Source organism: Rhizobium cauense (assembly GCF_019511525.1).
GTDB lineage: Bacteria > Pseudomonadota > Alphaproteobacteria > Rhizobiales > Rhizobiaceae > Rhizobium > Rhizobium cauense.
Genome location: NZ_JAEUAT010000022.1, coordinates 37,986 through 60,239, shown reverse-complemented (window position 1 = coordinate 60,239; position 22,254 = coordinate 37,986). Strand labels below are relative to the sequence as shown.

Genomic DNA, 22,254 nt, shown 5'->3' with positions numbered 1-22,254 from the left:
GCTACTCGGCCGGCGAGGAAAACGCTCGGCTGATTCGCTTTTGTGTGAGCCATGGATAGGCGCTGACGATCAAAATACCCGCGAGGACTCCCGCCGAACCAATGATGAACTCGGTGGTCAAAGGTTCGTCCAATAGGAGGAAGCCTAGCACGACGCCGAAGAGTGGTGTCATGAAGGAGAATACGCCCATCTGGGACGCGACGTAGCGTGTGAGCAGCCAAAACCAAACCAGAAAGCTGCAGAGCGATACAATAATGGCCTGGAAAGCGAGGTTCGCGCCAAGTTGCCAGGACGGAACGATATCTGCCTGACCCGTGATTACAGCTGTGGCTGTCAGCAGAGCCCCGCAAACGGCAAGCTGGTAGAAGAGAGTATGCGCTGCCGGAATTGCCGCAAGGCCCGAGGTGCGGATCAGGATCGTGGTCGCGCCCCAGGCCGCGCCTGCAGCAAGTGCGAGAGCGTCGCCGAGCAGCACGGAAGAAAGGTCGCTTACGGTAGCACTGTCACCGCCAAAGAACGCGACCGCTATTCCCGCCGATGCGATCGCAATTCCGATCCACTGGAAGGGCGCAAGGCGTTCGGATGGCAGCTTAAGGTGAAGCCCGATCGCGGCAAAGATTGGTGCCGTGTATAGGAACACGACCACGTGCGATGCCGAGGTATGGCGTAGGCTTTCCCCGACGAGCAGGAACTCAATTGCGAAGAGCACGCCTGCCGATGCGCCGGCGGCGGCGAGAGGCCCGCTGAGTACGATGTGCTGCCCTCGAAGCTGCGTCACCAGCCAGAGCAAAATTGCTGCGATCGCCGATCGCAACCCGAGTTGCAGCACCGGCGCGGCAAAGTCGGCGGTGGCTTTCAATCCAATCTGCTGGATCGCCCAGATGAAGCAGATGGCCACCAGCATGAGGATTGCGGATAGATCCAATGACTTGCGGCTGTCCAACGTCCGGCTCCCGATGCAGTAAGTTGAACCGCTTTACCATTTGTCAGCCTTGGATTATATATTGATCTTATGACAGTAGGTATCGCGACAACGACAGGCGAACACGAACGCGTTGTAGCGCGGCATTTTCGGGATGTGCCGTTCCGCGACGCGCTTCCGTCTCCGCTATACTTTCGGGCTGCACACATGCCGGCTGATGCGACCTATCCTCGCCACAGCCATAGCTGGGGGGAGTTCGTTTATTCCTTCAGCGGTGTCATGGAAATCAGCCTTGCCGACGCACACTACCTTGCGCCTCCCCAATATGGCGTGTGGCTTCCGCCGGATGTCGAGCACAGGGGGCTCAACCGGCACGAGGCCTATCATTGCTCCCTCTACGTGTCGAAAGAGCAGTGCCAAGGCTTGCCGGAGGCGACGTGCGCGCTCGAAATTACCCCGCTCGTGCGGCTGATGCTGGAACATCTTCGCATCAACGAGACGCCGGACGCTTCGCCCGTACAACACCAGCGGTTTCTTCAAGTTCTGGTCGACCAGCTGCGTCAGGCAAAACAGGTCGGCACCTATTTGCCATGGTCATCGGATGCGTTGCTCGAACCGGTTCTGAGGCGGCTGCAGGACGACCCCGCCGATAACAGCGCCCTGGCGGAGCATGCTCGTGAAGCTGGGACGACCGAGAGAACGCTCATTCGTCGATGCCTGAAGGATCTCGGAATGCCGTTTTCCGAGTGGAAGCAGCGACTACGCGTGATCAAGGCGATGCCTTACCTCGAAGCTGGTGAGAAGGTTGAGATCGTTTCAGCGAGGCTTGGCTATCAGAGTGCGTCAGCCTTCATAGCCATGTTCAAGAGAATGACCGGCTCGACGCCGGACGAGTACAGGCACGGCGCAATCGCGCGCTGAGGCGAAGAGGTGATTGGTAGGGGCGGTGCCGAATCGGATATTGATCTCGCTGAGCCAAACTTGCCGGCGCCATATGAGAAATAGTTCAAACTTGAGAGTGACGCATGACCGATTTTCCGCGGACGAACTGGTCGAAGAGCTACAGCTATCAGTTTCGGAATTGCATTCGTCCAACGTCCATTGACGAGCTTGGCGCTGCCGTCCGAGCGGCCAACAAGATCAAGGCGCTGGGCTCAGGGCATTCCTTCAATGCGATCGCCGATGGCGATGTTGCCGTGGTTCTAAATGGGATACCACTGGCGCCAGCGATTGAAGATGACGGCAGGAGAGTGGCGATTGCCGGCCACGCCACCTATGGTGATCTCGCGCGGTTCCTGCAGGAACACGGCCTCGCGGTGCACAACCTGGCATCCCTTCCGCATATCTCGATTGCCGGCGCAATCGCGACGGCGACCCACGGCTCCGGCAATCGGAACGGCAATCTGGCGACGGCCGTCTGCGGTCTTGAGTTCGTCACGGGCAACGGCGAGGTCGTTCGTGTCGAACGAACCGATCCCGATTTTGAGGGGATGGTGGTCCACTTGGGTGCCCTCGGCGTTGTGACCAGGGTGACGCTCGCCGTTCAGCCCGCGTTCCAGATCAGGCAGAACGTGTACGAAGGGCTGAGTTGGACCACGCTCTTCGAGAACTTCGATGAGATCTGTGCCGCCGGATACAGCGTCAGTGTCTTTACGGGGTGGGGCGACGAGGCGGGGCAGGTGTGGGTAAAGGCGATGGCGGGTGAGGACGTGCAAGCTATCCGCGGCACGACGCCGGCTACTGTCAAGCGGCACCCGATCATCGGGCTGGATCCCGTCAACGCGACCGATCAGCTCGGCGAACCCGGCCTGTGGTCGGATCGGCTGTCGCACTTTAGGATGGGCTTCATGCCGAGCAGCGGTGAGGAGATCCAGTCCGAATTCCACGTTCCGCGAAGGCATGCGACGGCGGCACTTGAGGTGCTGGTTGCTATCCGTCGTGACTTCTCTCATCTCATCCTGGCGGGAGAATTCAGAACCGTCGCTGCTGACCGGCTCTGGATGAGCCCTCAATACCAGCGGGATACCCTGTCGATCCATTTCACATGGCGTCGTGAGGCCGCGGCAGTGGATCAGGCTGTGGCGCGGATCGAGGCCGCACTTGCGCCGTTCGAGGCTCTTCCGCATTGGGGCAAGGTGTTCTCCGAGAGGAATCTTTCTGAACACTACCCGATGGCGCCGGCGTTCAAGAAACTTCGCGACAGAATGGATCCGGAAGGAAAGTTCCGCAACGAGTGGCTGGACCGGATCGTCGGCTGAGGCCGTCTTTAACCGATCATCAACGCTGTTGTATGAGACCGCCGCCGTTTGGTGGCATGTAGCGTCCTGGCGAGCCGGGAGGCGGTTGCTCTCTGTCGATGTCCATGCGCAGAGTGTCGGTGCGCCGATTTGCCGGCGCCTGATGTTTTGTGAACCGGGGCCAAGATAAAGATCATGAAAGCCGCCTTCCAGACGACCTTGGCGATTCTCGTGGCCGCTCTGCCGACGGTGGCGTCAGGCCAATCCGGCGGCTGGCAACCCAATGGCAGCGGAACAAGCACCTGGCATGTGGCGCCTTCCGAGGGAACATGCAACGTCAGCATGGCGCAGAACCGCGCCCGCCGCGCCGGCATCTACCGTACCGATCTCGTCTATCGCGACGAGAATGTGCTGACGCTGCGAGGGCTGACAGAGTGGGGCGAACGCCGCGAGATCACCTTCGCCAACATCCGAGGGTGCCCTGAAGTCGGGTTTCAGGACATGCAGCAGAGCCAGCCCGGACGAGCGCCCCCTAATCAATGACTTGACCTTGTAGCGCTGGTCAGCGTAGTTGGCTGCGACGGTTCCCCAAGGACGACTCTACGGGGATTAATAGGGAACACGGTAAGGACGACCCAAAAGGGACCAAGACCGTGGCTGCCCCCGCAACTGTAGGCGGATTGTCGCTCATCCCCGGGCCTCTTTGGCCATGCCACTGCGATTTCGCGGGAAGGCAGATGAAGGCATATATCCGCAAGCCAGGAGACCTGCCGTCAATCACGATCCAATCACCCGGGCGGGGATGCCCGGAAAGGAACAGCTATGATTGACCTGAACCTTCGCCAATACCCGGCACACATCCGTCTCGATTGGGTTTTCCGTCGCTAGCACCCGTTTACCGGTGCCTTCGTGCTGCACGACTGCGCCTGGCTGTACGGCTAGCCCCTTCCTCCAGATCGAGATCTTCTATGCGCCAGTTTCTCACCAGAACTATGCTTGCCTTCGGGCTTGTCTGCCTTGCGGCTCCGAGCTTTGCCGCCACCCAGTATCCGTTGACCATCAACAATTGCGGCCGCGAGGTCACCTTCAACAAGGCGCCGGCCAGGATCGCCTCGATCGGCCAGGGCATGACCGAAATTCTCTTCTCGCTCGGGCTTGCAGACAGGATCGCCGGAACGGCCGTCTGGGTCGGCCCGGTTCTGCCGCAATATGCCCAGGTCAACAGCCGGATCAAACGGCTTGCCGACAACGATCCGAGCTTTGAATCGGTCGTTGGCCAGGAGCCGGATCTCGTTGCCGCGGAGTTTGAATGGCATGTCGGTCCGCAAGGGTCTGTCGGCACGCGCGAGCAGTTTTCTGAGCTCGGCATTAATACGTACATCGCACCTGCGGACTGCGTCGCCAAAATCAATGCCGACGGCGGCGACGGCGTGCGCAAGGAGCTGTTCACGATGAGCCTGATCTATCAGGAAATTGCCGAACTGGCCGAAATCTTCGACATCAGGGATCGTGGCGATGCACTGATTGCAGAGCTGAAGAACCGGGAAGCGCAGGCGGTAGCTTCCATCACCGCCGCGTCCGCGAAGGACCTCCCGATTGTCTTCTGGTTCTCCAGCAAGGAAGTCAGTGGCGACGCCTTCATTGCCGGAAAGAACAGTGCGCCTGCCTACATCCTGAAAACGCTCGGCGCCAGGAATGTCGTCACGACGGAAGAGGAGTGGCCTCTGGTCGGATGGGAGACGATTGCGGAGGCCAATCCGGCCATAATCGTCATCGCAACAATGGATCGCCGGCGCTATGCGGCTGATGATCCCGCGGTGAAAGTCGACTTTCTGGAAAAGGATCCGGTGACGAGCGAGCTCGACGCAGTCAAGGGCAAGCACTTCGTCATGATGGATGCTCAGGCGATGAATCCGACGATCCGGACGATTGACGGAATCGAGATACTGGCAAAGGGCATCAAGTCCTTTGACCTCGCGCAGTGATAGGCGCCGTTCTCAAGCAGCAGGGATGGTGGGCGTATTTTGCGCTCGCCATCGCAGCATTCGCTCTGCTGGCTCTTGTGATCAGCCTTGCCGTTTCGATCGGGGAAATATCGATCCCGCTCGAAACGACCGCGAAGGCAGTATCGAACCGACTTTTCGGCACGGCTTTCGAGCTCAGCCGCATCCAGCAGGGCATTGTCTGGGACTACAGACTAAGCCGGGCGCTGGTGGCCGCCAGTGCCGGTGCGTCGCTGGCGCTGAGCGGGGCAATCCTGCAGGCGCTGCTGCGCAACCCGTTGGCCGAGCCCTACGTGCTTGGAATTTCAGCCGGGGCCTCGACCGGCGCGGTAGGAGTGATGATCCTCGGCCTTGGCTATGGTGCCCTAACGCTTTCCGGCGGCGCGTTCATCGGCGCCGCGATCGCATTTGTGCTGATCGCGCTTCTTGCCGCCGGTGCCGGTGGCACGAGCGAGCGTATCATTCTGTGCGGCGTTGCCGTGTCCCAGCTCTTCAATGCGCTTACCTCCTATATTGTCACGACGTCAGCCAACGCCGAACAGGCGAGGGGCGTCATGTTCTGGTTGCTCGGTTCCCTCAGCGGCGTTCGCTGGCCGGATGTGTATCTGGTGATACCGGTCACGCTCCTTGGCCTTGTCATCAGCGTGCTACATGTGCGGGCGCTGGACGCGTTTGTCTTCGGCACCGATGCGGCTGCATCGCTCGGCATCTCGGTGCGGCGGGTGCAGATCGTCCTGCTTGGGACAACGGCTCTGATGACCGCAACGGTCGTCAGTATCGTTGGCGCCATCGGTTTCGTCGGGCTAGTGATACCGCATGCTGCACGGTTTATGATCGGCCCAGGCCATATCCGCTTGCTTCCGGCCACGGCCGTCGGCGGCGCGATCTTCATGGTCGGGGCGGATATCATCTCGCGGATCATCATCCCACAGCAAATCCTGCCGATCGGGGTCGTCACCGCCTTGTTCGGCGCTCCCGCTTTTGCGGTCATTCTATATCGTGCACGGAGGACCGCATGAGCATCACGGTCGACGACGTAAGCTATGCCGCCGGGAACACGCTGATCGTCAACGGTGTCAGCCTGACGGTGGAGAAGGGGAAGGTCCTTGGCCTGCTCGGGCCCAACGGATCGGGTAAATCAAGTCTGCTGCGCCTGATCTGCCGGCTGCGGAAGGTTCGCGGTGGTATCGTGCGCCTGGGAGACACTGACATCTCGGCCATGGCACGCAGCGAACTTGCGCGCAGGGTCGCCTTCGTCGAGCAACAGGCGACGACCGAGACACAGCTCACGGTGTTGGACGTCGTGAGCCTCGGACGGACACCGCATCGCGGCGTGCTCTCCCAATGGGGCGCTGGCGACGACGCTACCGTTCATGAAGCGCTTGCCCGTGTCGGCATGGCAAGCAGAGCATCGCAGCTCTGGCAGACGCTTTCAGGCGGCGAGCGCCAGCGCGTGCACGTCGCAAGAGCCCTGGCCCAGAGCCCGAGCGAGCTGCTCCTCGACGAGCCGACGAACCACCTCGACATCCAGCACCAGCTGGAAATTCTTGGCCTGATCTCCAGGCTGGGAACGACCTGCATCATCGCGTTGCACGATCTCAATCTGGCAGCCATGTTCTGCGATCATCTGGCCGTGCTTCAGCGGGGAGAGATCGTCGCGACAGGAACGCCGCAGGAGGTGCTGACGGAGTCTTTGATCGGCAGCGTGTTCGGCGTCCGGGCGCATGTCGAAACGTCTCCCATACACGGACGATGCAACATCCAATACATCCTGGGCGGATAAGCGCCACTAGCCCCTTTTGGTAGCTCAGGTGAGCATGCCGGCTTCCGCCGCTATGCGCGCGAGTTCAGCCCGTAGGCGAGGGGTCGCGAAGTCTGCGAAGGCGCGAACCTTCGGTACTGACATACGACCATGCGGTGCGAGAAGGTGAACCGAGAGCGGCGGGTGCTCGGCATCCGTCAACACGATCTTCAGCCGCCCGTCGTGGACGTAAGAGGCTACATGGTAGGAATAGAGCCTCGTCAGCCCGCGCCCGGCAGCGGCAGAGGCCGCAGCAGCGCGAACGCTGTTGACGATATACCGCGGCGCGAACTGGACGGTGCGCGGAATCGAAGAGCCCTTTGCAGGCGTGAAGCTCCAGGAATCCAGGCCGAAGTTGCTGAATGCAACAATCTGATGCTTTGCAAGGTCCGCAGGTTCCAGGATACGGGGGTTGGCGTCCAGGTAATGTGGCGAGGCGACGACGACACGTCTGACATCCCCACCAAGGCGGGTAGAGATATGAGAGGAGTCAGACTGGTGGCCAATACGCACGGCAAGATCGACGCCTTCATCGACCAGGTTAACGAACCGATCCACCATGAGAAGCCGTACCGACACCGCCGGGTGGAGCTCGAGGAACTCATCCAATATCGGGCGTAGAACTTCTTCTCCCAGGATCGGCGGCGCGGAAATGGTCAGCGTCCCGCGCGGTGCGGCGCGCTCGCCGCTGGCAAGCATGTCCGCTTCCTCGAGATCGATCAGCACCCGCCGGCAGGCGGCGGCATAGCGTTGGCCGGCCTCGCTGAGCTTTAGCGTGCGGGTTGTCCGGTGGAACAGCACGACGCCAACGTGCTCTTCCAGAAAGCTCAAAGCCCGGCTGACCGCCGTCGGTGATCGCTTGAGGCTTCGGGCGGCCCCGGCGAGGCTACCCTCGTCGATTGCCGTCACAAAGACTCTCATTGCGTCGATGCGATCCATTCCGCCGCCTCGCGGGATAGTGGTTATCTACCGGCGAGTATTCACCCGAAATCGGAAGGAAGTAAATATCTAGCGGAGCCGAGACACACAGCTCCGCTTTGCGCGATCCCGTGCACGGATGACGCAATGAGGGTCTTGGTGCGCCGTCAATGGCACATCAGCAGCGGAACAGTGGCATGGGACAGCAGACGATACGTAACGCGACCGAGGAGCAATTCCAGTAAATAGCCATGCTTGAAAGCGCCGATCAGCAGGCAGGTGGCATTCACCGATATTCCGAAATCGAGAATGGTGTTGCCCACGGAGCGGCCTGTCGAAGAGGTCACAACGATCTCGGCATCAAGTCCGAGCTGGTGGCAGATTTCCCGGGCTGTCGTCTCGTAGTGCCGGTTTGGCTTGTCGTCGACGCAGAGCACAGTGATGCGCTTGGCGGCGGTTAGCCAGGGCCTTGCGGCGACCATTGCCCTTCGCGCGTGGTCATGTGGCTTCCATCCGATCAGGACGTGGTCCAGCAGATGTCCGCGATAGCCGTTCGCCGGCGGAACGAGCACCAGCTTGCCTTCATGAAAGAGGACGTTGTGGAAGGTGTCACGAGCATCGATGTTGCCTCTGTAGGGGGTGACGACCAGCGACGCGCTCTGGCAGATCGTGCCAAGACAACGACGAAGATCACCCTGGCAATCACCGAGCGTCAGGTTCTGGCGGTGAGGCGCGCCGCGCTTCCATTCGTCGAACAGTTGCTTGACACGTTCGAACCGCTCATCTGGTGAGCCTTCCTCCAGGTCTTTGAGCATCTGCAATTCGATTTCTTCGGCGGAGGTGAGCATCGCCAGGGGATCGGCACAGATGTGCACGGCGGCAATGCTGTCCTCTACGGCATCGGCGGCGTCGTTGGCCAGCTCCAGGCAGGATCGTGCCGAAACCGGATCGGGCAGCAACACGACGATATCGGCATCCTTGGTGAGATCACGAATATTTCGAGGGGCGCCTGTGCCAGGCGCTTTCCAGGCTCTTGGCCATGTTTGGTCGTTGGTGGTTGTCGTGATCAAGCTGGCCTCCTGTCGGGATTAGCCTGCACTATCCGGGTGAAATAATACTCCGTTCCAACGAATGTTGAAATCGTATCGGCAGACGTTAGCGACCTATTTTTGAGCCATCCGCAAGTGGGCTGCGGCTCTTGTGCGGTGCTGGCACTGGCCGCCCGACGGCCTGCGAATGCCAATTTCTGCGGTCTTGCGCCTTGATCCCGAACTGTTAGAATCCGTCCCGCCAAGCTTTTGTGCTGGCTGCATTTTTAGGTTTCCTCTGATTGTGTGGCGGGCGCGATGGAGACACCAGTTACCTCCAAGGTGAGCTACGGCGCAGAACCGGGGTTACGCTTCGCCCTGCTTCTGGACGGGCGCGGGGGCTGCACGCAATTGGACCTTGCCGGGGCGCTGCGGTGGAAACCGGAAGACGGCGTTATCTGGCTGCACTTCGAGCGCGACCACGCGGCGGCAGTGGAGTGGATCAATAGAGAAAGTGGTCTCGATGCCTTCGTAACCGAAGCTCTGCTCGAAGAGGAAACTAGGCCACGTGTCGAGCCCGTCGAAGATGGCCTGCTGATCATCCTTCGAGGCGTGTGCGCAACTGCCCCGGACGAGGAGCCGGAGGAGCGGACAGACATCGATCTTGTGCCGCTCCACATGTGGGTGGACGTCAACAGACTCATTTCTCTGCGCGACAGCGGACACTACATCACCGCGCTTCGCGACATTCGCCTCGCGCTTGAGAAGGGCAAGGGACCGCAGCGCACCGGCGACTTGCTGGCGCTCATCGGCGACAAGCTCGTGCGCGACCTCGAACCCGTCCTCGACTCCATGGATGAGGAGGTCGACGAGCTCGACGAGATGATCTTTCAGGGAGAGGCGAGCGAGGTGCGTGAGCGCCTCAAGCTGTTGCGCCGTCGTTCAGTCCAGCTTCGGCGCTATCTGGCGCCGCAACGCGATGCCCTGAACCGCATCGAACATGATGACGCGCCATGGCTTCTGGAGCGCGACAAGCTGCGCATGCGCGAGGTGATCGACAAGCTAATGCGCTTTATCGAATACCTCGATGCCATCCGCGACCGCACCGGCATCCTGCACGACGACCTTTCGACTGTGATCAGCGAGCGCATCGCCCGCAATTCCAACCGGCTGGCCGCGCTGGCAGCGCTGCTGCTGCCGCCGAGCGTGGTCGCCGGCTTGTTCGGGATGAACGTCGGAGGCATTCCCGGCGTCGACGACACCTGGGCATTCGTCATCATCGTCGTGTTCGTGACTGTCACGTCAGTCGCGACGCTCTGGTTGCTTCGGCGGATCGGCTGGCTTTAGCCAGTGATCCGCCGAAACGTGATCCTTGTCGATCAATTCGATGCGAAGCAGTAGAACAGGCCGTCACCACCGGTCCCGTTGAAGGCCTTGATCGTGCAGCCGCCGCGTGTCGCATGCGAGGAGTTCCACGACTTGGCTTCCGCAGTATCGTTCAGGCCCATTCGATCGCTGTGGCCAACGATCGCGGCACCTTCTTCGCCGCTCATCGTCCAGTTGCCACATGTTTCGGGCGCGGCAGTGCCATCGGCTTTCGAGCCGGTCAGGATGTCGTGGCGGTTCGGCTTATCGCCGCGACCGCTGATGATCTCGCCTTTTTCGCTGAGTGCGGTTTGCTTGGTCAGATTGTTCTTGTCGCTATGCAGCGAGGCGACGTCGTCGGCGACCTTTTCACCCTTGGCGTTGTACCATGGCCCGGCGCCGATGCGATCCTTTGCATTTTCAGCGTCGGTGGACAGATACGCCTTCCAGGTCTTGCCGGTGGAACCTGCGGCTGTCGCAAGCGTGTTGCAGTAGGCATCGGCGCCCGTAAGGCCGCCAAGGTCACCACCCTTGCCGGGATTTACACTGGTTACGAAGAAACTCATCGCGGTGTCCTGAGCATGAACCCCGACTGCTGAAAAGGCCAAAGCGGCGGCGATATAGGCAAACCTGCGTCTCATGGCGTCTCTCCCTGGTTGAAGTTTCTAGCGGTCGAAGCCTATTGCAGGTACGTCTCGGCGTAAAATCGAAATCGCGTGATGGAGCGTTCCTCTGCACGTCCCGGAGTCACGGTCAAGTCGGCGTGATCTCGGTTGGTCGTGCTTGACAACAGATTTGTGTCGCAAATATCTGTCACAATCGGCTTCCGACGTAAGGCCTCAGCTCAGCATGATAGACACGCGCTTTTCGACCGCCCTACAGATTGTGATCAGTGTCGCCGTCAACCAAGAGGCCGGTCTCCGCAGCACGAGCCAATCGCTTGCCCAAGGGTTGGATACCAGCTCCAGCTTTGTCCGCAAGCTGCTGCTGCCGCTCAACGAAAGCGGTATTCTCGCAACCGCGCAGGGAGGCAGGGGCGGGATCAGCCTGGCGCGGCCACGCGACCAGATATTGCTCAGCGAGATTTATGCAGCCGTGACGGGTGACAAGAGAATCTGGGCCACGCGGCACGACATTCCACACGAGGGGCTTGTCGGGGAAAATATTGGCGATCTCTCTGAATATCTTTGTGATCGGGCCGAGCAAGCTGTCGTTGATATGCTCGGCTCAGTGACGATCGAAGACAGTGTAGCGGAGCTGCGCCGTCTGGAGGCGCAGAAATCCGCTGGGCGGTCCGATGTCGATGCCGCGCGCTCTTGCGCCGCGGCCGAATAAGCTCATTGCAAAAATGAAAGGGGCGGCAGGGCAGGGAACCCGAGCCACCCCTCCTAACTGATCGGAGGTCAATCTGATCAGAAACTCTCAATAGAGGCGCCGCGTTGCCTCTTCCCGTGACATTAAACACGGAGAGAGGCGGAAACGCGGCGCCGCATTTGATTAGAACGCGCGCTGGAGGCGGAAGAAGCCGCTCGTTACGTCGTTGCCGGTGTCCGGATCGAGGTAGTTGACGGTCGCCTTGGCGTAGAAGTTGTCGACGATCTGATAGTCAACCGTCAGACCAACCTTCCAGGCGTCGTTGTCGTCGTTGAAGTCGCCAGCGACGATGCCGTAGTTGCCGTAGTACTGGAAGCCGGGGGTGATCTTCAGCTTGTCGGTAGCCTTGAACGCGTATTCGCCGGCGACAACCCACTCAGCAGCCTGGTAGTAGGAGTTCGGAGCGCTGGAGTAGATACCTGCGAGGCCGAGGGTGCCCGGGCCGATAGCAACCGTACCCATGGCGCGAACGGCGCCTTCCTCGTTGTCGACGTCGTAGCCGGCAGTGATCTGGTAGCCGAATGCGCCAGCCTTGCCACCGATGCCGATCGCTACGCCGAAGTTGTTCGGACGTTCGCCGGTGCTGTAGTAGCCATCTTCCAGCTCATCGACGCTGATACCGGCGTAGAAGTTGTCGGCCTCGTACTGATAGCGGATGGAGTTGTGCAGCGTAACCTTGCTGCCGATGTCGTCCGTTTCGCCCGAGAGACCATCGTCCCACCAGCTGTAGAACAGACCGGCGCGGAAGCCTGCGACGTCGATGTAAGCCGAGTCAAGCTTGGCCTGGAAGGCGGAGCCGTTGTCAGCGTTGGTCTGGAAAACGATGACACCCGTCAGCGGACCGTACTCGGTGTCGCTCTTGGCCGTGACCTGGAGCTGACCGCGGGTAACGGCATCCCAGTCGGACGTGCCGGACGTGGAAGCGCCGCCGGTTACAGCGTTCGGGGAAGCGTTGACCTGGAAACGGATGTAACCGCTGATCTTCAGGCAGGTTTCGGTGCCCGGGATGTAGAAGTAGCCGCTGCCGTAAGCGTCGCAAACGCGGACGTATTCAACTGGTTCCGGCTCAGCAGCGACGATGGCGTCTGCAGCCTGGGCGCTCGAGAAGGCAGCCAATGCTGCCGCCGAGCTCATGAGGATCATCTTAATGTTCATAGTCAGTCCAATCTTCTTTCGATTGGGCATAGGTCAACATGCCGGGAAACCGGCTCCACCCACCCAAAATTGTTTCGTACAAGCCCTTGCGGGATACGCGGTACCCCCGCGGCGGCCAAATTACATTTCCGATTAAATGTATCAATAATAGATACCGTCAAAATGAAGTTCTGCTGCAAAGCGGAATCTTTGTGTTGCACAATGGCAACTGTCGCCTTTCTTACAATTCTCCATGACGCTAGCGGCGCAATAAGTATCTGTTATAGAATGGTTTTATAACTGCATGTCTCACATGCTCTTGAATGCTGCATTGCAGCATTTCTGCGTCGGCCAACCTACAATCGCCCTGTCCAAGGGTTATGAAACTCGCCTTTCCATGTGCTTCTCGTCGAGGAGAGCCGCAGCTGCGGAAGCGTGACGATCAAGGCTTAGGACACCGTCCGCACTGATCAGTTCTTCCAGCAGATCTCGCAATCCGTCACTGAAGTGCCGGCTCGCCTCTGCAGCTTCGAGACTTGCGAGCGTCGTGGCACCGACGATGCGAACGCCGAAGATGTCGATGGTTTCGTCGGCCTGCGTCAGCACGCAATTCCCGCCGCTTTCCGCAGCCAGATCGACGATAACGGTTCCGGGGCTCAGTCGGGAAAGCATGCCCTCGTCCAGCAGAGTGGGAGCAGATCGGTCGGGAAGTACTACGTTGGTGATGATCAGTTGCATCGTCGATAAATGAACGGAAAGCTCCTGGCGAAGCCGGGCTAGGCCTTGCTCCGAGAAAGCAGCGGTGAGCGGCATCGAGACCTCGGTTGGACCGAAAGGCCGGGCGCCAAGTCGCTCGATCTTCTCTTGCCAATCCTTGCCAAAGCCAAAACCATGCGTCAGTGCGCCGAGACGGCGCGCTGTGGCCAAAGCCTGAAGGCCGGCTGCGTCGCCGCCCAATGCCGCCATTCTGACTGGGCGTACGAAGCTTCCGTCCGCCACAAGCATCGGGTGCGAAATGCCGAATTGCCTCGCAGCCTCCAGAACGGCAGCATGGCCAACGATTGCTGCCTGCCTTGCTAGAATATCCGAACCCTTGACGCCTTGCACTCCAGCCAGACGACCGAGGTCGAGATGAAGTGGCGCTTGCCGGCCCGGTGCGCCTGATGTTGGCACTGTGTTCGAGCCAAGGAAAAAGAGGGCCGACCTTGCCGGAAAGGCACGCGTGTCTGTCGGCTGCCGTACGCTGAGAAACATGTCCGAGGAGGCCACCATCGCGGCGAAATCGGAAGGCTCGGCGCCGGCGGCGACGTAAGCGTCGTCTGCGTGGCCCGCACCGAGGCCGCAGCCCCGCTCGAAATGTATCGACATACGTTTGGAAAGGCGATGTACATCCGTGGGCGTCAGAGCGACGCGACGTTCGCCGGGATGGGTTTCCCGAAGCAGCCCTGCACGGACGCGGATAGCGTTAAACATTCGTCGCTCTGAAAAGGAATAAATCGAAGTGGCGCGCGAGCGATATAGGCCGTCTCTTCCATAGTTTTATGACAGTCTGGTAATTTTATTTTGGGCAGCTTCGTGGGTTTTTCCTTTCCGCAACTGCTGATAAGCCATTCATATTGCAGGATACTGTTCGACGCTTGCATGAGTGATGTCGAATAAGATCGCGTGCAGTGCGAGTTCAGGTTTTGCCCAAAGCCGTTTGGATGTAATGGTCATTGCAAGACGCGTGTCTTCTGGAGGCATTGGTGAATTTCTACTCGATTTATGACCAAGGTTTTGTTCGCGTAGCGGCCTGTACGCCGAATTGTGAGATCGGTGATCCCGATTTCAACGCTGAGGCAACGTTGGAACTCGCACGAAAGGGCCATGCCGAAGGTGTGGGCCTGATGGTGTTTCCCGAACTCGGGATCTCGAGCTACTCGATCGATGATCTCCTGGGGCAGGACGCCCTTCTAAAGGCCGTCGACGGTGCGATCGCAGAAATCGTCCGGGCAAGTCGAGATCTCACGCCGGTGCTTCTCGTCGGCGCGCCGCTGCAGAACGGTGGCAGGCTCTACAACTGCGCCGTTGCGATCCACGCCGGTCGCGTCCTCGGTGTCGTTCCCAAGATGCACCTCCCGAACTATCGCGAGTTCTACGAGAAGCGCTGGTTTGCATCCGGACGCAGTGTCCGCGGCGAAAGCATCCGGGTCGCCGGCGAGACAGTGCCTTTCGGCACGGACCTGATCTTCGCAGCCGAGGATGTCGAAGATTTCGTCTTCCATATCGAGATCTGCGAAGACCTCTGGGCTCCGGCGCCGCCAAGCGATTTCGGTGCGCTGGCGGGGGCGTTGATCCTTGCGAACCTTTCGGCGAGCAACATAACGGTCGGCAAGGCGGATACGCGCAAGCTCCTTTGCTCCGCACAGTCGGCCCGGAGCCTTTCGGCTTACGTTTATTCGGCGGCGGGCCCCGGCGAATCAACGACGGACCTCGCTTGGGACGGCCAGGCCTGCATCTATGAGCTCGGCAGCATGCTTGCGGAAACCGATCGTTTCCCGACGGCGTCGCAGATGTGCGTGGCGGATATCGATGTCGAACGACTGCGGCTCGAGCGCTTGCGGACCGGCACTTTCAACGATGCGGCGACGCTCAATCTGACCGCCGGTCGCGAATTCAGGCGGGTGGAGTTTCAGTTCAAGAAGCCAAAGGGCGACATTGGTCTGAAGCGCGAGGTTGCGCGGTTCCCGTTCGTGCCGGCCGATGAAAGCCGCCTCGATCAGGATTGCTACGAAACGTTCAACATCCAGGTTCAGGGGCTGATGAAACGGCTACGCTCGACCGGTATCAAGCGACTTTGCATCGGCATTTCGGGTGGTCTCGACTCCACTCACGCGCTGCTCGTTGCTGCGCGCGCCTTCGATCAGCTGGGCTGGCCGCGTTCGGATATTCTGTGCTTCACCATGCCTGGATTTGCGACCGGCGACGCCACCAAATCGAACGCCTGGGCGCTGATGAGGAGTATGGGCGTCACGGCCGAGGAAGTGGACATCCGGCCTTTGGCGTTGCAGTTGCTGAACGATCTAAAGCATCCCTTTGCTGGCGGCGAGCCGGTCTACGATACGACCTTCGAAAACGTTCAGGCCGGCCTGCGCACTGATTTTCTCTTCCGCGCGGCAAACCAGCGGAACGCTTTGGTGCTCGGAACCGGAGACCTGTCGGAAATAGGCCTGGGCTGGTCGACCTACGGCGTAGGCGATCAGATGAGCCACTACAATGTCAACGCATCGGTGCCCAAGACGTTGATCCAGCATCTGATCCGCTGGGTAATCCGGTCGGGGGACTTCAGCGCTGAGGCAAACGCGACGTTGGAGAGCGTTCTAGGCACGCTGATTTCGCCGGAACTGGTCCCTGCCGATGAGAATGGTGTCATGCAAAGCACCGAGGACAAGATCGGTCCCTACGATCTTCATGACTTTGCACTCTACTACACGACGCGCTTCGGCCTTCGCCCTTCCAAAGTCGCTTTCCTTGCCTACAATGCCTGGAAGGATGCCGAGGCGGGCGTTTGGCCGCCGCATTTCCCTGCCGACAAGCGCCGCAGCTTTGATCTGCCCGTCATCAAGCACTGGATGGAGGTTTTCCTGTTCCGGTTCTTCACAATCAGTCAGTTCAAGCGGTCCGCATCACCGAATGGCCCGAAGGTGACGTCCGGCGGTTCGCTATCCCCGCGCGGCGACTGGAGGGCACCGTCCGACGGCAATGCGAGGATATGGCTTAAGGAACTGAAGGCGAATGTTCCCGATGTGAAGGGGTAGGCATTCGCGTGCCTTGAAACCGGGAAGGGATCTGAGATGAAACGTCGTCGATCTGAAAATCTCCCCCGTTACGAAGTCCACCAGGAGCCGCGTGGCGGATGGATGATCGTAGACACCCTGACGTCCCTGCCAGCTGCAACGGATGGCAGGGATCTCATCGGTCTCGCGAGGGAGGATGCCGAGGACATCGCACACGAACTGAACCTTGGCGAAGCACAGGGCCGCGATCCGCTGATCTGAACCTGGAACTTGCGGGACGAGACAGCGTTCCGTTGTCGGAGGTGCCACGATGACTCCAAGCGATGACAGATCGGACGATGACACGACCGATCGGCGTACCGCATACGAGGCGCAGGAGAGGGCCTTCTCCAGTGAAGGGCGAAGGCTATCTGTTTGGGCGTTGGTTGCCGCCGTTGCCTTCGTCGTTGCAATGGTCGCATTGGCGTTCGGGGTCTGGACGGGCGGCGGTACCAGTCCGGCGCCCAGAATTCCGCCGGGAGCGACCAGCCCAAACGCGGCACCGCCGCCGTCGCAGAACATAAACTGACAGTCCTCAGCAACAGGTATCGATCGCCAGGCATTGCGACGCCGGCGCGGCGCCGAAATCGGCTCTCATTTCCAGAAGGCCGGCGATTGCTCGAAGGACTCCAGATTTGCGAGCGTCGCCATACCGATTTTTAGCGAACGCTTGAAACGAGGTTAAAGTTATTTCGCCGCTGTATTAAGCGCCAAAAATGGAACACGGATATAAACTATATAAATAATAGCTATTTCTTGTGTGTTCATGGTTTTGGCGTTATTTGCTGCTTAATGGGGATGGAGTACGGGGGGCCGCAGGGCAGTAAAAAATGCTGACGAAAAAGGGAAAGTATGGGTTGAAGGCGCTGGTCGACTTGGCGCGGCTCAACCCAGGGGAAACGGCCTTCATCAACGATGTTGCTGCGCGCAACAACATTCCGAAGAAATTTCTGGATACGATCCTTCTAGAACTCCGAAATGTCGGCATCCTGCGGTCAAAAAAGGGCCCGGGTGGCGGCTATTCGCTATCGCGTCCTGCCTCGGAAATTCGCATCGGTCACGTCATCCGTACGCTTGACGGACCTCTGGCGCCTATTCGGTGTGCCAGCCGCACAGCCTTTGAGGCCTGTGACGACTGTTCCGATCCGGAGAACTGTCAGGTGCGGCGCTCCATGACCGAGGTCCGGGATGCGATCGCAGATATTCTCGACAACATGACGCTCGAGCAGTTTGTCGCATCCGGCAACAAGCTCGACGAGGCGGAAGAAGAAGTTGCTATCTCAATTGCCAAGTAAGCGTCAGTCTCCGAAATAGTGCGCTGCTGCCGCGCGGTAGAGGTCACCCGCGGCAGCATCCTGCGCTCGAATTCGGGCGTTTCTCCAGTGCCGATCGAGATTGCGGCCGATGCTTGTCGCTTCGTTGCCGGATAACTCGAAGAGCGCATTGGCGGTTTCGAGCGCTGTGGTGCTCGCGGAAATCTTGGCGGCTGATGCAGAGAAGAAGGCGGTTTCGATCGAGCTGATCGAGGGGCCGACCTGGGCGAAATCCAATTTGCCGCCGGCGCTTTCCACAAGTGCCGCCGCGGCTTGTACGGAAAGCGCAAGCTTGCCGATGCCGGCAGAGCGCGGCGCTTCTCGCAGATGCGCGAGTGCTGCTCGTGCAATCCCGAGGTCGGTCCCTGCATGGAGCAGGGCGGCCAAGGCCGATGTGGTCGAATGAAGCTGCCTGCGACTGCCAGCCGCGGTTTCACCGCTGTCGACGATGCCGTTGGCAACAACGGTTCCGGCGCCGTTGGTTCTTTGCCCGAAGCCATCCCAGTCATCGATGATCTGCAGACCTTCTATTTCGCGCGGAAGATAGAAGCGAACCGATCGGCCTTGCGTGTCGATTGCATTAGCGACAACCCAGTCGGCAAACAGGATGCCGACCGAACGCAGGCTGCGGCCGCTCAATCGATAGCTCGAGCCCGCTGGAGTTGCCGCACCGGCTTCGGCAAAGGTCGCCGCTGTGAAGTGGTCTCCGGCGAGAGCTCGAGCAAAGAGGAAGGTTTTTCGCTCGTCGTTCGGCTTGTTGCGAAGTTCCTCCAGCACAGCGAAATGGTGTTCGAGACATTCCGCGACCGACGAATCGCCTTCAGCGATGATCGCAACGATTTCGCCAAGAAGCGCGTTGGAGACGTCCAGTCCCTCGTTTTCGGGCGGGACTGTAACTGCTGACAGCCCCGATTGGAAAAGCGCGTCAAGTTCGGCGCGGGGAAAGATCCGGTTGATATCCCGCTCGCTCGCCTGCACCGCGAAGTCCGCAGCGAGGCGGCGCGCTGTCGCTATAGCCTCTTCCTCGCTTTCGATGCGGTGCGCGGCGGGCTTGGTCCGATCATGAAACCGCGATACGGTTCCCATCACTCCTCCCATCAGTTGAGCCTCTAGGATTGATGGATTGCGGGTGCAATGATAAGGCGCGTTTTTCTACGAATGCACGAGCGATTGGATTTTATTGTCGCTTGATTGCACTAATGCGAAGCGGCACATCGCTTCGGCGCCTGCAATGAAAGGTTCAACATGTCTTCGACGATCCGCGAGCGGCTGAAACTGGATCCTGGCGACATTCCGATCTACGCCATCGGCGACATTCATGGCAGGCTTGATCTGCTGCAGAAGGCGGAGCAGGCAATCATTGATGACGCCGCCGCAATTCCAGGACGCAAGCTCATCATCACGCTCGGCGACTACATCGACCGCGGCCCGTCCTCGGCGCAGGTCATCTCACACCTGATGGCGCCTCCGCCCGAGAATTTCGACCGCATCAGCCTGACGGGGAACCATGAGATCGTGATGCTCGACTATCTCGACGGTCTGGTCTCGTTTTCAGATTGGATGCGGATGGGCTCTGATGCGCTCCTGCGCTCCTACGGACTCGATCCCGAGCAACTGCCGCTGATTTTCTCGACGGCCGCCAAGCTCGATGGCTTCATCAGGCAATCGATTCCGAAGACACACGTGGATTTCCTGCGATCCCTGCCGATCTTCGTGGATACCCCGAACGTGCTGTTCGTACATGCCGGTATCGATCCGACGCTGCCGATCGATGCGCAAAGCGACGAGGATCTCGTTTTCATCCGTCATCGCTTCTTCGAGAGTCGTCAGCCGCTGCCGAAGCTAATCGTTCACGGCCATACGCCGAACGACGAGCCAGAGGTTCTGCCGCAGCGACTGAACCTTGATACCGCAGCCTTCCACAGCGGCAAGCTGACCGTTGCCAAACTGTGGAAGGGGCGTGTGCATCTTTTCCAGACGTGATCAGGCGCTGGCTTCTGCCGGCTCCCGCTTCTTCGATGTCTCCTCGGTGTAGTAGCTCACATACTTGTGGCGGTAGCGTTCGGTGCCGCCGAAGTTGGTGAACTTGCCGAGTTCGGTCATATCGGTCTTGTTGAGGATCACGCCAAGAATCTTGGACTTGATCTGCGGCTCGGAATTGAGGAGGTCGCGCACGACCGACGTCGGCGTCGAACCCCACTCGGTCACAAACAGGAAGCCATCCACCTGCGGAGCAAATGCCTTCGCGTCGATGACGGGGCCGAGTGGCGCTAGGTCGACGACGATATAGTCGAACATCTTGCGTGCGTTTTCCATGAGATTGAACATGCCCTGCGAAGCAAGCAGCTCGCTGGTATGCATGAGGTGATCGTTCGGCAGAACCGGGAGGATCGCCAGCTTCGTCGTCGGGTCGATCTTGACGGCGCTCGCCCATGGAACCTCACCGAGAACAGCTTCGACCAGACCCTGCTGCGGCGGCTTCCTCAGCATCCGTGTCAGACCCGGGTTGCGAAGGTCGGCGTCAATCAGCAGCGTACGCTTGCCGCTTGAGGCGAGGAGTGCCGCAAAGTTGGCGGCCGTCGTCGACTTGCCTTCACCCGGCATCGCCGAAACGACGCCGATCACGCGGTCCGACTTGCCCTGGAACATGACATCGCTTGCGAGCTTCGCGTTGCGCAGCGTCTCGGCGAAGACCGAACGCGGCGCCTCGAGTACAACACGCATGATGCGTTCGAACGTCTCGTCGGAATCAGCGGCAGTTTCGGCCGGCTCTGCCACGGTATTGGCACGAGGCCGAAAGAGCTTGTTTTCACGCGGCGCCTTGCCGACCAACGGCAGGTAGCCGAGGAACTTGAGGCCGAGAATCGTCCTGACATCGCCTTCGACGCGGAAGAAACGCTCCCGGAATTCCTGGAATGCCGTAAGCGCGCCGCCGGCCATCAGGCCGAGAACGATGGCAAGGCCGAGCGTCATGGTTTTCTTCGGGCTCGACGCCGAGACAGGCACACCTGCTTCGGAAATCACGCGGGCTTTGGCGATAGGAAAGGACTGCTGCTGCGAAGCTTCCTCATACTTGCCGAGGTAGGATTCGTAGAGATTCTTCAAGGCCGTCGCGCGCTGCTCGAGATCGCCGAGCTCGACGAGCGACTTGTCGGCTTCCGAGTTCTTGCCCGTCAGGTGTTCGATATTCTGGCGAAGCGAGGCCTCGCGCGAGCGGGCGACTTCGAACTCGTTTCGGTAGCTGGAGGTGAGCTGCTGCAGTTCCTGGTAGATCTGCCGGGTGAGGTCCTGCTTCTCAGCGCGCAACGCGACAGCTTGCGGATGGTCCTCGCCGAAGTTGGCAGTGACTTCCTGTTCGCGCTTGTTCACCGAGATATAGCGGGTGCGCAGATCCTGGATCACCGTATTGTCCGTCTGACCGGACGAGATTGCCGCGTTGTTGACGGCGCTGTCGGGGCCGAGATCGACAATCGACTTGAACTGGTTGTAGCGCGCCGAAGCGCTGGCGCTGTCGGCCTGGGCGACGATCAGCTGTTTGTTGAGGTCAGCAAGCTGCTGTTCCGACATCAGTTCGCCATTGGCCGATGTCAGGCCGTTCTCAGCCTTGAACTTCGCGACGTCGAGGGCCGCCTGCTGCGACCGGGCGCGCAGATCGGAGAGACGCTGCTGCAGCCAGACCGAGGCGCTCTCCGTCGCATCAAAATTCGCATTCAACTGGTCGTTCAGATAGGCGTTTGCGTAGGCCTTCGTGATCCGCGCGGCAAGAAGCTTGTCGGTCGAACGGAACGAAACCGCGAGAACGGAACTGCGGCCAACGCGCGAGACGGTCACGGCCTCTTGCAGCAGGGCTGCCGCCTTCTGGCGCCGGGCATTGCGGGCACTGTCTTCCGTCGCCGGCGGACCGCCGGGGGCCAATGCGCTGACAACCAGTCTTACCCCAGACTTGATCAGTGCAGCGGGCGATTTCGGAGGGTCGAGAATTGTATCGTTGTCCTGAAGCTTCTCGGCATCGACCACGCGGAGTGCAAGCTGGTTCGACTTCAGAATTTCGACAGCGCTGGCGATCTGCATGTCGACCTGCTGCGAGCTTGCGATCGGTGTCGCATCCTGCGCGTATTTCGCCATGTTGTCGTCAAGCAGGATCTGCGTCATCGAGGTGTACTGTGCCGTTGCGAAGAGCAGGTAGATGACGGCAAGCGTCACGGTTGCGGCAACGCAGAGCGCGATCGATCCGGCGCGGCGGATGAGAATGGCGATCAGGCGATCAATGTCGATAAAAGAGTCAGAATCTTCGGCCGCTTTGGGCAAAGTGCTGTGCAAGGTGAGGTTCCGTTGGTTCATGGC

At 59.8% G+C, this 22,254-nt stretch carries 21 protein-coding genes and 1 riboswitch; of the genes, 13 read left to right on the top strand and 8 right to left on the bottom strand.

Annotated features, from left to right (window positions below; translation table 11 throughout):
• Window position 1: 1 nt before the first annotated feature.
• The gene (locus tag JNB88_RS28605; RefSeq protein WP_220358408.1) at window positions 2-943 is read right to left on the bottom strand and encodes a DMT family transporter; all 942 of its coding nucleotides are present in this window, start codon (window positions 941-943) and stop codon (window positions 2-4) included.
• Window positions 944-1,012: 69 nt separating this feature from the next.
• Here JNB88_RS28605 and JNB88_RS28600 point away from each other — a divergent pair, with 69 nt between their 5' ends.
• From JNB88_RS28600 to JNB88_RS28575, 6 genes are all read left to right on the top strand, one after another.
• Window positions 1,013-1,843, top strand: a complete 831-nt coding sequence (locus JNB88_RS28600; protein ID WP_220358407.1) for an AraC family transcriptional regulator — start codon at window positions 1,013-1,015, stop codon at window positions 1,841-1,843.
• A gap of 104 nt (window positions 1,844-1,947) precedes the next feature.
• Window positions 1,948-3,180 (top strand): D-arabinono-1,4-lactone oxidase, encoded by a 1,233-nt coding sequence (locus JNB88_RS28595; RefSeq protein ID WP_220358406.1) that lies wholly within the window; start codon window positions 1,948-1,950, stop codon window positions 3,178-3,180.
• A gap of 174 nt (window positions 3,181-3,354) precedes the next feature.
• Window positions 3,355-3,702 carry a hypothetical protein gene (locus JNB88_RS28590; RefSeq protein WP_037136395.1) on the top strand — a complete coding sequence of 116 codons (348 nt, stop codon included), beginning with the start codon at window positions 3,355-3,357 and terminating at the stop codon, window positions 3,700-3,702.
• A gap of 21 nt (window positions 3,703-3,723) precedes the next feature.
• A riboswitch (cobalamin riboswitch) is annotated at window positions 3,724-3,948 on the top strand.
• Window positions 3,949-4,127: 179 nt separating this feature from the next.
• Window positions 4,128-5,144: an ABC transporter substrate-binding protein gene (locus tag JNB88_RS28585; RefSeq protein ID WP_220358405.1), complete on the top strand. Its 1,017-nt coding sequence runs from the start codon at window positions 4,128-4,130 to the stop codon at window positions 5,142-5,144.
• A complete protein-coding gene (locus JNB88_RS28580; protein ID WP_420832227.1) occupies window positions 5,141-6,181 on the top strand; it encodes a FecCD family ABC transporter permease in 1,041 nt (346 codons plus the stop codon). Before JNB88_RS28585 ends, JNB88_RS28580 begins: the two co-directional genes overlap by 4 nt.
• On the top strand, window positions 6,178-6,945 hold the full coding sequence (locus JNB88_RS28575; RefSeq protein WP_220358404.1) for an ABC transporter ATP-binding protein: 768 nt from the start codon (window positions 6,178-6,180) through the stop codon (window positions 6,943-6,945). Before JNB88_RS28580 ends, JNB88_RS28575 begins: the two co-directional genes overlap by 4 nt.
• A gap of 24 nt (window positions 6,946-6,969) precedes the next feature.
• Here JNB88_RS28575 and JNB88_RS28570 read toward each other — a convergent pair whose 3' ends face one another.
• On the bottom strand, window positions 6,970-7,902 hold the full coding sequence (locus JNB88_RS28570) for a LysR substrate-binding domain-containing protein (RefSeq protein WP_220358403.1): 933 nt from the start codon (window positions 7,900-7,902) through the stop codon (window positions 6,970-6,972).
• A 146-nt stretch (window positions 7,903-8,048) separates the two neighbouring features.
• The gene (locus tag JNB88_RS28565; protein ID WP_220358402.1) at window positions 8,049-8,951 is read right to left on the bottom strand and encodes a universal stress protein; all 903 of its coding nucleotides are present in this window, start codon (window positions 8,949-8,951) and stop codon (window positions 8,049-8,051) included.
• A gap of 276 nt (window positions 8,952-9,227) precedes the next feature.
• Here JNB88_RS28565 and JNB88_RS28560 point away from each other — a divergent pair, with 276 nt between their 5' ends.
• A complete protein-coding gene (locus JNB88_RS28560) occupies window positions 9,228-10,256 on the top strand; it encodes a CorA family divalent cation transporter (protein WP_220358401.1) in 1,029 nt (342 codons plus the stop codon).
• 32 nt (window positions 10,257-10,288) lie between these two features.
• On the opposite strand, the gene JNB88_RS28555 is transcribed toward JNB88_RS28560, so the two are convergent.
• Window positions 10,289-10,915 carry a hypothetical protein gene (locus JNB88_RS28555; RefSeq protein WP_220358400.1) on the bottom strand — a complete coding sequence of 209 codons (627 nt, stop codon included), beginning with the start codon at window positions 10,913-10,915 and terminating at the stop codon, window positions 10,289-10,291.
• 208 nt (window positions 10,916-11,123) lie between these two features.
• On the opposite strand from JNB88_RS28555, the gene JNB88_RS28550 reads away from it, so the two are divergent.
• The gene (locus JNB88_RS28550) at window positions 11,124-11,609 is read left to right on the top strand and encodes an RrF2 family transcriptional regulator (RefSeq protein WP_220358399.1); all 486 of its coding nucleotides are present in this window, start codon (window positions 11,124-11,126) and stop codon (window positions 11,607-11,609) included.
• 162 nt (window positions 11,610-11,771) lie between these two features.
• Here the strand turns inward: JNB88_RS28550 and JNB88_RS28545 are convergent, their stop codons facing one another.
• Together JNB88_RS28545 and JNB88_RS28540 are read right to left on the bottom strand one after the other, a co-directional pair.
• Window positions 11,772-12,803: a porin gene (locus JNB88_RS28545; RefSeq protein WP_037136479.1), complete on the bottom strand. Its 1,032-nt coding sequence runs from the start codon at window positions 12,801-12,803 to the stop codon at window positions 11,772-11,774.
• Between the two features lie 357 nt (window positions 12,804-13,160).
• Window positions 13,161-14,255: a Rossmann-fold NAD(P)-binding domain-containing protein gene (locus JNB88_RS28540; protein WP_220358398.1), complete on the bottom strand. Its 1,095-nt coding sequence runs from the start codon at window positions 14,253-14,255 to the stop codon at window positions 13,161-13,163.
• Between the two features lie 272 nt (window positions 14,256-14,527).
• Here JNB88_RS28540 and JNB88_RS28535 point away from each other — a divergent pair, with 272 nt between their 5' ends.
• From JNB88_RS28535 to JNB88_RS28520, 4 genes are all read left to right on the top strand, one after another.
• Window positions 14,528-16,579, top strand: coding sequence for an NAD(+) synthase (locus JNB88_RS28535; protein ID WP_220358397.1), 2,052 nt, complete (start codon window positions 14,528-14,530; stop codon window positions 16,577-16,579).
• 36 nt (window positions 16,580-16,615) lie between these two features.
• A complete protein-coding gene (locus JNB88_RS28530) occupies window positions 16,616-16,819 on the top strand; it encodes a hypothetical protein (protein WP_220358396.1) in 204 nt (67 codons plus the stop codon).
• A 49-nt stretch (window positions 16,820-16,868) separates the two neighbouring features.
• The gene (locus tag JNB88_RS28525; RefSeq protein WP_220358395.1) at window positions 16,869-17,126 is read left to right on the top strand and encodes a hypothetical protein; all 258 of its coding nucleotides are present in this window, start codon (window positions 16,869-16,871) and stop codon (window positions 17,124-17,126) included.
• Window positions 17,127-17,427: 301 nt separating this feature from the next.
• Entirely contained in the window at window positions 17,428-17,892 is a 465-nt protein-coding gene (locus JNB88_RS28520) for an RrF2 family transcriptional regulator (RefSeq protein WP_220358394.1), read from the top strand.
• Between the two features lie 3 nt (window positions 17,893-17,895).
• Here the strand turns inward: JNB88_RS28520 and JNB88_RS28515 are convergent, their stop codons facing one another.
• Window positions 17,896-18,996, bottom strand: a complete 1,101-nt coding sequence (locus tag JNB88_RS28515; protein ID WP_220358393.1) for an acyl-CoA dehydrogenase family protein — start codon at window positions 18,994-18,996, stop codon at window positions 17,896-17,898.
• Window positions 18,997-19,155: 159 nt separating this feature from the next.
• On the opposite strand from JNB88_RS28515, the gene JNB88_RS28510 reads away from it, so the two are divergent.
• Window positions 19,156-19,893: a metallophosphoesterase gene (locus tag JNB88_RS28510; RefSeq protein ID WP_037136412.1), complete on the top strand. Its 738-nt coding sequence runs from the start codon at window positions 19,156-19,158 to the stop codon at window positions 19,891-19,893.
• Here JNB88_RS28510 and JNB88_RS28505 read toward each other — a convergent pair whose 3' ends face one another.
• Entirely contained in the window at window positions 19,894-22,251 is a 2,358-nt protein-coding gene (locus JNB88_RS28505) for a polysaccharide biosynthesis tyrosine autokinase (RefSeq protein ID WP_220358392.1), read from the bottom strand.
• Between the last annotated feature and the right edge of the window lie 3 nt (window positions 22,252-22,254).

Excerpts from the sequence above, each read along its gene's own strand:
- JNB88_RS28600 (WP_220358407.1), top strand. The coding sequence starts at position 1,013 with ATGACAGTAGGTATCGCGACAACGACAGGCGAACACGAACGCGTTGTA.
- JNB88_RS28595 (WP_220358406.1), top strand. The coding sequence starts at position 1,948 with ATGACCGATTTTCCGCGGACGAACTGGTCGAAGAGCTACAGCTATCAG.
- JNB88_RS28590 (WP_037136395.1), top strand. The coding sequence starts at position 3,355 with ATGAAAGCCGCCTTCCAGACGACCTTGGCGATTCTCGTGGCCGCTCTG.
- JNB88_RS28585 (WP_220358405.1), top strand. The coding sequence starts at position 4,128 with ATGCGCCAGTTTCTCACCAGAACTATGCTTGCCTTCGGGCTTGTCTGC.
- JNB88_RS28575 (WP_220358404.1), top strand. The coding sequence starts at position 6,178 with ATGAGCATCACGGTCGACGACGTAAGCTATGCCGCCGGGAACACGCTG.
- JNB88_RS28570 (WP_220358403.1), bottom strand. The coding sequence starts at position 7,902 with ATGGATCGCATCGACGCAATGAGAGTCTTTGTGACGGCAATCGACGAG.
- JNB88_RS28560 (WP_220358401.1), top strand. The coding sequence starts at position 9,228 with ATGGAGACACCAGTTACCTCCAAGGTGAGCTACGGCGCAGAACCGGGG.
- JNB88_RS28555 (WP_220358400.1), bottom strand. The coding sequence starts at position 10,915 with ATGAGACGCAGGTTTGCCTATATCGCCGCCGCTTTGGCCTTTTCAGCA.
- JNB88_RS28550 (WP_220358399.1), top strand. The coding sequence starts at position 11,124 with ATGATAGACACGCGCTTTTCGACCGCCCTACAGATTGTGATCAGTGTC.
- JNB88_RS28545 (WP_037136479.1), bottom strand. The coding sequence starts at position 12,803 with ATGAACATTAAGATGATCCTCATGAGCTCGGCGGCAGCATTGGCTGCC.
- JNB88_RS28540 (WP_220358398.1), bottom strand. The coding sequence starts at position 14,255 with ATGTTTAACGCTATCCGCGTCCGTGCAGGGCTGCTTCGGGAAACCCAT.
- JNB88_RS28530 (WP_220358396.1), top strand. The coding sequence starts at position 16,616 with ATGAAACGTCGTCGATCTGAAAATCTCCCCCGTTACGAAGTCCACCAG.
- JNB88_RS28525 (WP_220358395.1), top strand. The coding sequence starts at position 16,869 with ATGACTCCAAGCGATGACAGATCGGACGATGACACGACCGATCGGCGT.
- JNB88_RS28520 (WP_220358394.1), top strand. The coding sequence starts at position 17,428 with ATGCTGACGAAAAAGGGAAAGTATGGGTTGAAGGCGCTGGTCGACTTG.
- JNB88_RS28515 (WP_220358393.1), bottom strand. The coding sequence starts at position 18,996 with ATGGGAACCGTATCGCGGTTTCATGATCGGACCAAGCCCGCCGCGCAC.
- JNB88_RS28510 (WP_037136412.1), top strand. The coding sequence starts at position 19,156 with ATGTCTTCGACGATCCGCGAGCGGCTGAAACTGGATCCTGGCGACATT.
- JNB88_RS28505 (WP_220358392.1), bottom strand. The coding sequence starts at position 22,251 with ATGAACCAACGGAACCTCACCTTGCACAGCACTTTGCCCAAAGCGGCC.